Genomic DNA, 13030 nt, shown 5'->3' on the forward strand with positions numbered 1-13030 from the left:
CCGCGTCGCTCAATACCAAACGGTCCATCACACCCAAAGCGGCCTCCCCAAAAGCAGCCTTGAATCTGATTTGCTCCTAAAAGGGAATCCTTAGAGTCCACACCACCTAGAACGGGTAGTAGCGGATCTGGGTCATGACGATGTGGTCGTCGGTCTTCGGCGCGCCGCCGACACCCTGGAAGGCGAAGCGCTGGGTGTAGGAATATTGCGCGCCGGCCTTGATGGTGCCGTAGGAGCCCTTGAAGATCGTGTCGTAGAAGCCCGCGGTGTACTGCCTCACCTCCGAAGTGTTGCCGTTGCAGGTCGCGGCCGGCGAGTTCTCGATGTTGCAGCCGAGGTTGTTGTAGAGCGGATTGCCGTAGCCGAACGGCACCGTGCCGACATTGGAGAAGGTCGCCTTGGTCTTTTCGAGCCCGGCATAGGCGTAGAGATCGAGCGACGGCGTCGTGTGCCAGACCGAGCCGACCAGGAAAGCCGTGATCGGCAGCGGCTGGATCGAGCCGTCCTGGCGCACGGTTGCATCCGGGAATGGCGTTGCGGTGAAGCGGCCCAGGGCACCGTAGGAGGCGGAGGCCTGCACCTCGAGCAGCTTCGGCACGATCTCGGCCGAGAGGTGGCCGCCGAAGCTGACCGTGTTGACGTCGTGATTGGCGAAGTTGAAGCGATCATAGAAGTCGCGGTAGAGCGCCCACGCCTCGACATGCAGCTTGTAGGTCCCGAGCCGCGGATCCCACGCGCCCTTCACGGTGAAATCCGGAACGTGGTTGAGGCTGACATTGTTCAGGCTGTTGAAGAAGCTGCCGCCCGGACCGGTGAGATTGACCAGCAGATTCGGATTGAGCACGCCCTGCGGGCCAACCGCCGGCGTGCCGACCAGCGGGTTGTTGCCGCCGAAAAAGGATGTCTGCGGATTCTCCGCCGAGACCGCGAGCTTGAACTCCGGCCCGATATCCTGCCAGACCCGGACGCCGGGTTGGCGCGCGCCGAGAAAGCCCGGCACCAGTTCGAAATCGATCACGCCCGGCGTATCGGCGCCTCGCGGATCGATGCCGGCCTTGCTCGGCGTGTTCAGCGACCATGATTGGCCGGCGAGGACATGCAGGCCGAGATCGCTGCGGTCGATCTCGATGCTGGCCTGCCGCAGCCGCGGATTGAACGAATTGGTCGCGACCGAATTGGCGGTCTGCGCCGCGCCCTCGAAATCGAGCTCGCCATAGCCGGCGACGTGGATGTTCTCCGTGGCGTTGGCTTCGGCGAGCACCGAGAAGCGGGTCTGGCGCGCGGTGAAGCGCGACTCGCCGGTGTTGTAGTTCTTGCTCTGCGGGAACGGGATGAAGTTGTAGACCGAGCCCGAATCGGAGGCGAGGTTGCGGCTGCGATAGATGCCGGTGAGATCGACCCAGCCGCCGAAGGTGAAGGTGACGCCCTTGTAGCAGAGCTTGCCCGATGCGCAGGGATCGAACGGCACCGGCGCCTTCGCCGTCATCTGCGCGTTCTGAATTGCGTTCTGTCTTGCGGCCAGCGCCTCCTCCTTGCGCGCCTGCGTCTCCATTTTCTGCTCGAGCTGCTTGAGCCGTGCCTTCAGCGCACGCAGCTCGGACGCATCGTCCTCCGCCAACGCCGAGCCTGCCGACAGCAGCATGCTGCCGAGCAGAATTCCCCCGAGAATTCGCATCGCTTCTCCTCCACACGAGGTTGTTTCCTCAGGCGAAAGAGAGCGGTACTCGGGGAGTGATATTCGCGCCGGGGCGCATTATTCCGGTCACGTTTTTCTCATCGCGGCGGCGGGAATAGATCGCGGTAATCGACGATAGCGCGCGAGGAGATAGTGAGTGGCCTTACCGGTATGCTCATTGCGAGCGAAGCGAAGCAATCCATCGCGCGGCATATGCGGAGCCATGGATTGCTTCGTCGCTATCGCTCCTCGCAATGACGGATGTTTCCGCAGCGTCCATCCGCTCAGAACAGCGGCGGAATCTGCGCGACTTTCAGCGGCCCCAAGAACACCGCGCCGTCGGCGAAGCGCAGCGGGAAGCTGCGCGCCTTCTTGCCTTCGAGGATAGCCTCGGTGCCGAGCGAATTGACGCCGGCGGAAATGCCGGCATTGGCGTTCTGCTTGATCACCTTGCCGAGGCCGGGGATGGCGCGATCCAGCGCGCCGAAGAGATTGCTGAGGTCCTGGCTCTTCACGCCGGGCGCGACGCGATCAAGCGTTGCCTGCGGCACGCCCTCCTCCAGCATCTTGTCGATGCCGAGCGCGGGGATGACGCGCTCGAGGCCGGCGACCGTCATCTGCAATTCGCCCTCGATGCGCCCTTGCGCGTTGAGGCGCAGCGTGCCGGCCGCGACCGACAGCACATCGCCCTGCTCGATCCGCGACTGCTGGATCTCGACGCTGCCGCCGGCGGCCTGGATCTCGCGGAAGCGATCGGGCCAGGGTTTCGGCGAGAAATCCTTCAGGCCATTGAGCCGCGCATGGATGTCGGCGTTGAACGGCTGGGCGAGCAGCGGATGCACCTCCTGCAAGGTGCCGCCGGCAATCTGCAGCACGGCCTCGATCGCCGGACAGTCCGGCGCCGAGCCGTCGACCTGCCTGCCGTGCAGCTCGATGTGATTGACCCGCGCCAGCGGCGCCGGCGCCGCGCCGCCGGTGCGGTCGATGGCGAGATCGTCGAACACCAGCGAGGCGCGCTGCGGCGGCGCCGGCAGGCCGACCACGCTGCTGCGTGCCTTGCTCCAGCTCACCGACAGCGTCGGCTGCGCGCCGCGCTCGGCGATCGTGGCCGGGCCCTTGAATTCGGCGATCACGAGCTTGGGATCGTAGACCTGCGCCACGACCAGGATCTCGGCGAGCCGCGCCACGAACGCCATCTGCGGCGAGGCGGTCTGCGAGACCAGCATCACGCTCGGATCGGTGCAGCGGACCTCGAACCGGAACGGGTAGCCCGCCACCGAACGGTCCCCGCAATCATAGACCCGGCCGGCCTTCGCCTCCTGCGCGCGCCAGGCATCGGCCTGCACGCCGACCTGCGAGGCGGCGAAGAACCAGAAGGCACTCCACAGCACCGCGGCGATCAGGACCGCGACCGGGACGGCATAAAGGCCGAAGCGCGAGCGGCGGCGGGGGGCGGAGGTCTGATCCGACATGCAGGTCCTTTGGCGGGCGAATTTGTCAAAATCTAAGCGGCCGCGGGCCTTGAACAAGCCCCGAGCAACCCTTGAGCGAGCCTTCAGCAAGCCTTGGAAACTTCACGGAATCCGCTTCGCTTCGACGGCCCGTTCTGCTAGCCCATCAGCGCCATGTCAGCAAATCCTCCCCATTCCGAAACCGACGGCGACCTCTGGGTGTTCGGCTATGGCTCACTGATGTGGAAGCCGGGCTTCGAGTTCCTGGAACAGGTGCCGGCGCGGCTGATCGGCGAGCATCGCGCGCTCTGCGTCTATTCGTTCGACCACCGCGGCACGCCGGAGAAGCCGGGCCTGGTGCTCGGGCTCGACCGCGGCGGCGCCTGCCGCGGCATCGCATTCCGCGTCGCCGCCCGCCTGCGCCACGACACCATCGCCTATTTGCGCGGACGCGAGCAGACCACCAACGTCTATCGCGAGGTGATGCGCTCGGTGTGGCTGGAGAATGCGGCGCGCGAGCGCGTCAGCGCGCTGGCCTATGTGGTCGATCGCGGTCATGTGCAATATGCCGGGCGGCTGTCGCTCGCCGAGCAGCAGCGCCTGGTGCTGCAGGGCCATGGCCGCTCCGGCAACAACCGCGACTATGTGCTCTCGACAGTGGCCTCGATCGAGAAGCAGGGCTTTCGCGACACGCAGCTGCACCAGCTAGCGACGATGCTGCATGATGCCCACGCGGCGCGTCACCCGCTGCAGGATGCCCGGGATGCGTAAGGCTGCGTCGCGAGGCTCTATTAAGTTCGCTTGGCCAGCCGTCGTTTAACGACCTCGCCGAGCGGACTATCCGGCGACTTGCGGAATGCCTTGAGCTTCTTGATTTGGCCTTTGCGCAGTGCTTGCGACTGCGCTTCGCCACCATCATCGATCAGCCTTTGTAAACGGGTTTTGCCAGATCCTCGTTTTTCGGCGCGCGGCGCGGTGCATCCGGCAAATCGCGGCGGCGGTATGGCGCCGCCCTGTGACATTTAGGCTTTTGCATCCCGGCGCGGACGGATAGAAGCTGATCCGCAAACAGCGCTCGCAAATTCGATGAACCTCTCCGCCCCCTTTGTCCGACGGCCGGTCGGCACCACGCTGCTGTCGCTTGGACTGGTGGTGGCGGGCATCATTGCGTTCTTCAAGCTGCCGGTGTCGCCGCTGCCCGACGTCGACATCCCGACCATCATGGTGCAGGCGACCCTGCCCGGCGCCAGCCCGGCCGACGTCGCCTCCACGGTGGCAAGCCCGCTCGAGCGCCACCTCGGCCAGATCGCCAGCGTCACCGAAATGACGTCGGTGTCCTCGCTCGGCTCTGCCCGCATCACGCTGCAGTTCGATATCGACCGCGACATCAACGGCGCTGCGCGCGACGTGCAGGCGGCGATCAACGCGGCGCGGGCGGACCTGCCGACCAACCTGCGCGCCAACCCGACCTACCGCAAGTTCAACCCGGCCTCGGCGCCGATCCTGATCTACACCTTGACCTCGGACACGCTGACGCCGGCCGAGCTCTATGACGCCGCCTCGACCGTGCTGGCGCAGAAGTTGTCGCAGGTCGAGGGCGTCGGCGAAGTCTCGGTCGGCGGCGGCTCGCTGCCGGCGGTGCGCGTCGAGCTGATCCCGCCGGCGCTGTACAAATACGGCATCGGGCTCGAGGACGTCCGCGCCGCGCTCTCGAGCGCCAATGCGCACAGCCCGAAGGGCGGCATCGACGTCGGCAACCAGCGCTACCAGATCTACGCCAACGACCAGGCCCGCAAGGCGGCCGACTACAGGCCGCTGGTCGTCGCCTACCGCAACGGCGCGGCGGTGCGCCTGACCGATGTCGGCGACGTGATCGATTCCGTCGAGAATGTGCGCACGCTCGGCCTTTCCAACGGCAAGCCGGCCGTCGTGATGATCGTGTACCGGCAGCCGGGCGCCAACATCATCAAGATGGTCGACACCGTGAAAGGGCTGATGCCGCAGCTGAAGGCCTCGGTCTCGCCTGCGGTTGACATCACCCTCGCGATGGACCGCTCGAAGACAATCCGGGCCTCGCTGCACGACGTCGAGATCACGCTGTTGATCGCGGTGGCGCTGGTGATCCTTGTGGTGTTCGCCTTCCTGCGCAATGCCCGGGCCACGCTGGTCCCGGTGGTGGCGGTCGGCGTGTCATTGATCGCGACGTTCGCCGTGATGTATCTACTCGGCTACACGCTCGACATCTTCTCGCTGATGGCGCTGACGGTGGCGACCGGCTTCGTGGTCGACGACGCCATCGTGGTGCTGGAGAACATCACCCGGCACATGGACGCCGGGCTGTCGCGGCTCGAGGCCACGCTGGTCGGCACCCGCGAGGTCGGCTTCACGGTGCTGTCGATGAGCGTGTCGCTGATCGCGGTGTTCGTGCCGATCCTGCTGATGGGCGGCCTGGTTGGCCGCCTGTTCCGCGAATTCGCCATGACCATCACGATCGCGATTGTGATCTCGCTGGTGGTCTCGCTGACCACGACGCCGATGATGTGCGCGGTACTGCTGCGCAAGGAGGAGGGCCGGCCGCACGGCCGGATCTACCGGATCAGCGAACGCATCTTCGAGCTGATGCTGAACGGCTACCGCGCGACGCTCGGCCTCGCGCTGCGCCATCCGCTCCTGGTGATGCTGATCCTCTGCTCGACGCTCTATTTGAACTTCCATCTCTACAAGGTGGTGCCCAAGGGCTTCGTGCCGCAGCAGGACACCGGATTGCTGGTCGGCTCGATTCAGGCCGACCAGAGCACCTCGTTCCAGCTGATGCAGCAGAAGCTGACCCAGTTCATCGACATCGTGAAATCAGATCCGGCGGTCGACACCGCGGTCGGCTTCACCGGCGGCGGCGGCGTGGGTCCCGGCGGCACCAACACCGGCACCGTGTTCGCCTCGCTGAAGCCGATGGACGAGCGCCGGCTGCGCGCCGACAAGGTGATCGAGCGGCTGCGCGAGCCATTGGCAAGCGTCGCGGGCGCCACGCTGTTCCTGCAATCGATCGGCGACCTCGGCGCCGGCGGACGCTCGGGCAATGCGGCGTATCAGTACACGCTGAAGGGCTCGACCTTCGAGGAGCTGAACGAGTGGACGCCGAAGCTCGTCGCGGCATTGCAGAAGGAGCCGACGCTCGCCGACGTCAACAGCGACCAGCAGAACAAGGCGCTGCAAGCCAATCTGATCATCGATCGCGACGCCGCCTCCCGGCTCGGGATCACCGTCAGCCAGCTCGACAACACGCTCTATGACGCGTTCGGGCAGCGCCAAGTCTCGACCATTTTCGTCGCGCGCAACCAGTATCATGTCATCATGGAGGTCGCGCCGCGTTTCTCGCAGGACCCGCAGACCCTCAAGGAGGTCTATATCTCGACCTCGGGCGGCTCGGCGAGCGGCACGCAGAGCACCAACGCGGTGGCCGGCACGGTGGCCTCGTCCTCGCAAAAAAGCTCGGTCAGCGCGGTCGCCGCCAATGTGGTGCGCAACCAGGCCACCAATTCGATCGGTGCCACCGGCAAGGGCGTCGCCTCGACCGGTACCGCGGTCTCCACCAGCGCGGAGACCATGATCCCGCTGTCGAGCGTTGCGCGCTTCGAGCACGGCGAGACGCCGCTCTCCGTCAATCATCAGGATCTCCTGGTCTCCAGCACCATCTCGTTCAACCTGCCGCCGGGCGTCTCGCTGAGCACGGCGACCACCACGATCGAGAACGCGATGCACGCGCTCGGCATGCCGGCGGGCATTTCCGGCGGGTTTGCGGGCTCCGCGAAAATCTTCCAGCAGGCGCTGGCGAACGAGCTGTTCCTGATCCTCGCCGCGCTGGCGACGATCTACATCTCGCTCGGCATGCTCTACGAGAGCTACATCCACCCGCTGACCATCCTCTCCACTTTGCCCTCGGCAGGCGTCGGCGCGGTGGCGGCCTTGATGCTGTCGCACACCGATTTCGACATCATCGGCATGATCGGGGTGATCCTCTTGGTCGGCATCGTGAAGAAGAACGCCATCATGATGATCGACTTCGCGCTCGATGCCGAGCGCCAGCGCGGGCTGTCGTCGCGCGATGCGATCTACGAGGCCTGCCTGATGCGGTTCCGCCCGATCATGATGACGACCCTCGCCGCCTTGTTCGGCGCGGTGCCGCTGATGATCGGTCTCGGCGAAGGCAGCGAGCTGCGTCAGCCGCTCGGCATCGCGATCTTCGGCGGGCTGATCCTGAGCCAGATCCTGACGCTCTACACCACGCCGGTGGTCTATCTCTATCTCGACCGCGCCAGGCTCTGGACCCAGCGCCGCCGCGCCGCGCGCCGCGCACGCCGGGCAGCAGCATCAAGCGCCGCCGGTCGTTGACAGACCGGTATCGATCTTGCCAACCTTGCGCCGTGAGCGGACGCAAGGAACCGATCTGTGACTCTCGCACCTGATATCGCCGCGTCGCGCTGGTTCAACACCAACGAGCCGCTGACCCTGGCTGGGCTGCGCGGCCGGCCGGTCCTGCTGCACGCGTTCCAGATGCTGTGCCCCGGCTGCGTCGCGCACGGCACGCCGCAGACCCAGCGCGCGTTCGAGCTGTTCAAGCATTCGGACCTGCAGGTGATCGGGCTGCACACCGTATTCGAGCACCACGCGGCGATGACGGAGGTGTCGCTGGAAGCCTTCATCCACGAGTACCGGCTGACCTTCCCGATCGGCGTCGACGAGGCCGGCGAAGGCACGCCGATCCCGGTCACCATGCAGCGCTACGGCATGCAGGGAACGCCGACCAGCATCCTCATCGGCCGCGACGGCAACGTCGTGCATCATGGCTTCGGACAACAGAGCGACATGGCGCTCGGCGCGATCATCGCGGCCGAGCTTGCCGCGCCGCATGGCCGATAGCGGCCCGCCTCGGCTGCAACCCGGCTCACGCGACTGCGTTATGACGGCGTCGCGCAATGCGTGATAGCGTTCCGCCAACCAGAACCATCGCCTTGCGGGAGGATGTCATGAAAACCTATCAGCTCTACATCAACGGCCAGTATGTCGACCCCGCCGATGGCGAATGGTTCGACAGCATCGATCCCTATCGCGGCGAGGCCTGGGCGAAGATTCCGCGCGGCACGGCCGCCGACGCCGACAAGGCGGTGAAATCAGCCAATGAGGCGATGTGGCGCGGCCCCTGGGCGAAGATGACGGCCTCCGCACGCGGCAAGGTGATGCGCAAGCTCGGCGACCTCGTCGCGGCCAATGCCGAGCGCCTTGCCGAGATCGAGGTGCGCGACAACGGCAAGCTGATGGCCGAGATGCTCGGCCAGTTGCGCTACCATCCGGAGTGGTGGTGGTATTTCGGCGGGCTCGTCGACAAGCTCGAGGGCGGCCTGGTGCCGATCGACAAGGCGGAGACCTTTGCCTACACGACCCATGAGCCGGTCGGGGTGGTCGCGGCGCTGACCGCCTGGAATTCGCCGCTGCTGTTCGTCGCCTGGAAATGCGCCGCCGCGCTCGCCGCCGGTTGTGCCGTGGTTGTCAAGCCGTCGGAATTCACCTCGGCCAGCACGCTGGAATTCGCCGCGCTGACCAAGGAGGCCGGAATTCCCGACGGCATCTTCAATGTGGTGACCGGCTTCGGTCCCGAGGCGGGCTCCGCGCTGATCGCCCATCCCGGCGTCGCCAAGATCACCTTCACGGGATCCGATACGACCGGCGCAAAGGTCTACGAGACCGCGGCCAAGAGCCTGAAGCGCGTCTCGCTCGAGCTCGGCGGCAAGTCGCCCAACATCGTGTTCGAGGACGCCGACCTCACCGCCGCCGCGGCCGGCGCGATCTCCGGCATCTTCGCCGCCACAGGGCAGACCTGCATCGCCGGATCGCGCCTTCTGGTGCAGAGCTCGATCAAGGAGAAATTCGTCGCGCGGGTGCTGGAGCTGGCAAAGTCCGCCAAGATCGGCGATCCCATGCAGTCCGACACCAATGTCGGCCCAATCACGACGCCGGCGCAGTACAAGAAGGTGCTCGACTATATCGACATCGCGAAAGCCGAGGGCGCGCGCTGCCTGCTCGGCGGCAAGCCGGCCACCGGCGACGGCATCAAGGGCGGCCAGTTCGTCGAACCGACCATCTTCACCGACGTCGACAACACCATGCGGATCGCGCGCGAGGAGGTGTTCGGACCGGTGCTGTCGATCATCTCTTTCGACACCGAGGAGGACGCCATCCGGATCGCCAACGACACGATCTACGGCCTCGCCGCCGGCATCTGGACCAAGGATCTCGCGCGCGCCATCCGCGTGCCGAAGCAACTGCGCGCGGGCACTGTGTGGGTGAACACCTACCGGGCCATCAGCTACATGATGCCGTTCGGCGGCATGAAGCACTCCGGCGTCGGCCGCGAAAGCGGCATCGACGCGGTCCGCGAATATCAGGAGACCAAGAGCGTCTGGATCTCGACCGCGACGGACGTGCCGGCCAATCCGTTCGTGATGCGGTGAGTTTTCCGCACTGACATCGCTTGCTTCACCGCTCCCGGACGGACAGCGGTACGACGGCACCCGCGCGCCGAGCTGTCGCACTTGACGTGCAGGGTGGAACAGCGATCATCAGCCCCACGGCACGCGCCGAAGAGCGTGGCCGATACTTGGGGAGATTCGCCATGACGTTTCGTTACTCACGCGCAGTGTTCTGCGCGCTGATGCTCGCCACCGCCCAACCTGCCCTCGCCGACAAGAAATACGGCCCCGGTGTCACCGATACCGAGGTGAAGATCGGCCAGACCATGCCCTATAGCGGCCCGGCGTCCGCCTACGGCACCCAGGGGCGTCTCGAAGAGGCCTACTACGCGATGATCAACGCGAAGGGCGGCGTGAACGGCCGAAAGATCAAGCTGATTTCACTGGACGACGCCTATTCGCCGCCGAAGACCGTGGAGCAGACGCGACGCCTCGTCGAACAGGACGAGGTGCTGGCAATCATCGGTACCATCGGCACACCGACCAATTCAGCGATCCAGAAGTATCTGAACCAGAAGAAGGTCCCGCAGATCTTCATTTCGACGGGCGCGGCAAAATGGGACGACCCGAAGAACTTCCCGTGGACCACCCAGCTTTATCCACCCTACCAGATGGAGGGCATGATCTTCGCCAAATATCTGTTGAAGAACAAGCCCGACGCGAAGCTCGGCGTGTTCTCCCAGAACGATGATGCCGGAAAGGATTACGTCAAGGGGCTGAAGGATGGCCTCGGCGACAAGGCGAAGACGATGATCGTGAAGGAAGTGACCTACGAGGTTTCCGATCCGACGGTCGATTCGCAGATCGTCTCCCTGAAAGCCTCCGGCGCCGACACGCTGTTCACGATGGCGACGCCCAAGTTCGGCGCGCAGGCGATACGCAAGGTCTACGAGCTCGGATGGAAACCGCTGAACTACGTGGTCAGCGTCTCCTCATCGATCAAGGGCGTCATGGAGCCGGCCGGCATCGAAGCTTCGAAGGGATTGTTGACCGCGCTCGCGTTCAAGACGCCGACCGATCCCACCTGGGAGAGCGCGGCCGACGTGAAGGAGTTCAAGGAGTTCCTGGCAAAGTGGTACCCGCAAGGCGACATCGCCGACGGCAGCAACGTCACCGGCTACATCTCGGCCTATATGACGGTGAAGGTCATCGAGATGTGCGGCGATGATCTGACGCGCGAGAATTTGCTGAAACAGGCAACCAACCTCAACAAGGTCGTCGCGCCGCTGCTGCTGCCCGGCATCGCCATCTCGACGCGGCCGGACCGCTATGCGCCGTTCACGCAGATGCAGATCGCAACGTTCGACGGCAAGAGTTGGGTGCCGCAAGGCGAGACCTTCAACACCGACGCGGCGGCCGGTCAGTAGTGGCGACGCCATTCGCGATACGGTAACTCTCCGCATCGTCATGAGCCGGGCAGCCGCCCGAAGGACGGCATCGCTTCGGCTTGCCTGTGCCCGGCCATCCACCGTCTTGCTTCGGGCCGAACCAAAAACGTGGATGCCCGGGACAAGCCCGGGCATGACGATTTCTGAAGGGACCGACGAAACCGCGGGCACGAAATTCCCGGCAGCAACCGCACCAGGGCTTGTGCTGCGCCCTACCCTTTCGCCGCGTTCGGCACACCGCCGAACAATTTCGCCTGCTCGGCGCGGCCGGCCTCGACGATGCGGGTGGTGGCGGTTTCGATCTGGTCGCGCAGGCGAGCCATGAACTCGTCGCGCGGCAATCCCGGAGGCAGCGGATCGAGGAATTCGACCACCAGCGTCCCCGGATAGCGCATGAAGGTGCGGCGCGGCCAGAACAGCCCGGAATTGAGCGCGATCGGCAGGCACGGCACGCCGCTCTCGGCATAGATCTGCGCGACGCCGGCCTTGTAGTTCGGCGCCGCACCGGGCGCGGTGCGGGTGCCCTCGGGGAAGATCACAAGCTGCCGGCCGAGCTTCACCTCGACCGCGGCGCGCTTCAGCGTCTTGATCAGCGAGCGCGGACCGCCGCCGCGCTCGACCGAGATCATGCCGACTTTCTTGAGGTACCAGCCGAACACCGGGATCATCATCAGCTCGCGCTTCAGGATGAACAACGGATGCTGGAAGAAGCGCACCAGCGCGAACGTCTCCCAGAACGACTGGTGCTTCGAGGCGACCACCAGCGGCCCGCTCGGAATCTTCTCGATGCCGCGAAACTCGATCCTGATGTTGCAGATCACGCGCATCAGAAACAGGCTGATGTTGGCCCACGCGGCTTCGAGCGCCATCAACGCCCCCCGCGGCAACAGCAGCGCCGGCAGCGCGATGATGCAGAGCACCACCAGCACGAGATAGAACAGCACGTTGAAGATCAGCGAGCGCAGGAAGATTGAAGTCATTCTCTCAACACTATCCTTTACACCGTCATTCCGGGATGGTGCGTCAGCACCAGACCCGGAATCTCGAGATTCCACAATTCGCAATTACGAATTGGGGTTCGATGCCGCGCATCGCCCCGGAATGACGGTGCCTGATACATCAATTCGCCTGCGCCGTCGCCGGGCGGCGTGGCGCGGCAGCCGGCTCGGCGAGATCGGAGGTCAGGTCGAGGCCGAGACCGGCCAGCCGCACCCGCATCTCCGCGGCGACATATTTGGCGTATTCCGATAGCAAGAGACGGAACGTCGCGCCACTCGTCCACCACGGCTCGTCGCGCCATTTGTCGCCGACCACGGCGAACGGGATCAGCGTCACGTCGGGCATTGCATGTGACAATTCCACAATCGCCCGCGGCATGTGGTAGTTCGAGGTCACCACGATCAGCGACTTGAAACCGCGCTCGCGCGCCCAGCGCCGCGTCTCCGCCGCGTTGCTGCGGGTGTTGAGCGCCGAGCGGTCGAGATCGACGCAGCAGCTCATCAGCCCCTTGCTGTCCGGCACCGAGCGGGAAATGTCGCTGGCGTCGTTGGTCGGATGTACGCCCGAGATCAGCAAACGCTTGCCGTAGCCGGCAGCCAACAGTTCCATGGCGTCGGACACCCGCGACGAGCCGCCGGTCAGCACCACGATGCCGTCGGCATTTTGCGGCGGATCGGTCTCGACGCCGCGCAATTGCGAGAGGAAGCCGACAAAGCCGACCGCCGCGGCGACGAAGGCAAGCGCCAGCGGCGCGACGATGACGGCGCGCAGCCAGCCGCGCGGGCGCGCGGCAAAGCCATTCGGCGACGTATCGTCGGACTGCAAACTCATGTGATGCGGTTATCCTTCCCCCCGGGCGATTTTAAAGCATGATCCGGAAAAGTGGAAACCGGTTTTCCCCGGGACCAGTGCCGCGTGCACGCGCGCGAAATCACACCTGGGCGACGAAATGCGATCACGAGGCGGCGCCATGATTTCGAGTTTCGCAGCGCT

10 protein-coding genes are annotated in these 13030 nt (G+C 65.1%); 5 read left to right on the top strand and 5 right to left on the bottom strand.

Annotated elements, in window-relative coordinates:
- Positions 1-106 precede the first annotated feature (106 nt).
- Together ACZBJS_RS34705 and ACZBJS_RS34710 are read right to left on the bottom strand one after the other, a co-directional pair.
- Positions 107-1675, bottom strand: coding sequence for a hypothetical protein (locus tag ACZBJS_RS34705; RefSeq protein ID WP_463439809.1), 1569 nt, complete (start codon positions 1673-1675; stop codon positions 107-109).
- A 284-nt stretch (positions 1676-1959) separates the two neighbouring features.
- A complete protein-coding gene (locus ACZBJS_RS34710; RefSeq protein ID WP_316398647.1) occupies positions 1960-3147 on the bottom strand; it encodes a DUF2125 domain-containing protein in 1188 nt (395 codons plus the stop codon).
- 153 nt (positions 3148-3300) lie between these two features.
- On the opposite strand from ACZBJS_RS34710, the gene ACZBJS_RS34715 reads away from it, so the two are divergent.
- Complete coding sequence (locus tag ACZBJS_RS34715) at positions 3301-3897, top strand: gamma-glutamylcyclotransferase (protein ID WP_057017872.1); 597 nt, start codon at positions 3301-3303, stop codon at positions 3895-3897.
- 20 nt (positions 3898-3917) lie between these two features.
- On the opposite strand, the gene ACZBJS_RS34720 is transcribed toward ACZBJS_RS34715, so the two are convergent.
- A complete protein-coding gene (locus ACZBJS_RS34720) occupies positions 3918-4148 on the bottom strand; it encodes a hypothetical protein (RefSeq protein WP_316398646.1) in 231 nt (76 codons plus the stop codon).
- Between the two features lie 64 nt (positions 4149-4212).
- Here ACZBJS_RS34720 and ACZBJS_RS34725 point away from each other — a divergent pair, with 64 nt between their 5' ends.
- From ACZBJS_RS34725 to ACZBJS_RS34740, 4 genes are all read left to right on the top strand, one after another.
- On the top strand, positions 4213-7515 hold the full coding sequence (locus tag ACZBJS_RS34725; RefSeq protein ID WP_229189169.1) for an efflux RND transporter permease subunit: 3303 nt from the start codon (positions 4213-4215) through the stop codon (positions 7513-7515).
- 57 nt (positions 7516-7572) lie between these two features.
- Positions 7573-8043 carry a peroxiredoxin family protein gene (locus ACZBJS_RS34730; protein WP_316398644.1) on the top strand — a complete coding sequence of 157 codons (471 nt, stop codon included), beginning with the start codon at positions 7573-7575 and terminating at the stop codon, positions 8041-8043.
- A gap of 107 nt (positions 8044-8150) precedes the next feature.
- Positions 8151-9632 carry an aldehyde dehydrogenase gene (locus tag ACZBJS_RS34735; RefSeq protein ID WP_316398643.1) on the top strand — a complete coding sequence of 494 codons (1482 nt, stop codon included), beginning with the start codon at positions 8151-8153 and terminating at the stop codon, positions 9630-9632.
- Between the two features lie 161 nt (positions 9633-9793).
- Complete coding sequence (locus ACZBJS_RS34740; protein ID WP_316398642.1) at positions 9794-11017, top strand: ABC transporter substrate-binding protein; 1224 nt, start codon at positions 9794-9796, stop codon at positions 11015-11017.
- Between the two features lie 233 nt (positions 11018-11250).
- On the opposite strand, the gene ACZBJS_RS34745 is transcribed toward ACZBJS_RS34740, so the two are convergent.
- Positions 11251-12018: a lysophospholipid acyltransferase family protein gene (locus ACZBJS_RS34745; protein WP_316398641.1), complete on the bottom strand. Its 768-nt coding sequence runs from the start codon at positions 12016-12018 to the stop codon at positions 11251-11253.
- Positions 12019-12157: 139 nt separating this feature from the next.
- On the bottom strand, positions 12158-12868 hold the full coding sequence (locus ACZBJS_RS34750) for a YdcF family protein (protein ID WP_076827440.1): 711 nt from the start codon (positions 12866-12868) through the stop codon (positions 12158-12160).
- Between the last annotated feature and the right edge of the window lie 162 nt (positions 12869-13030).

This window comes from Bradyrhizobium sp. KZN70725 (assembly GCF_055264925.1).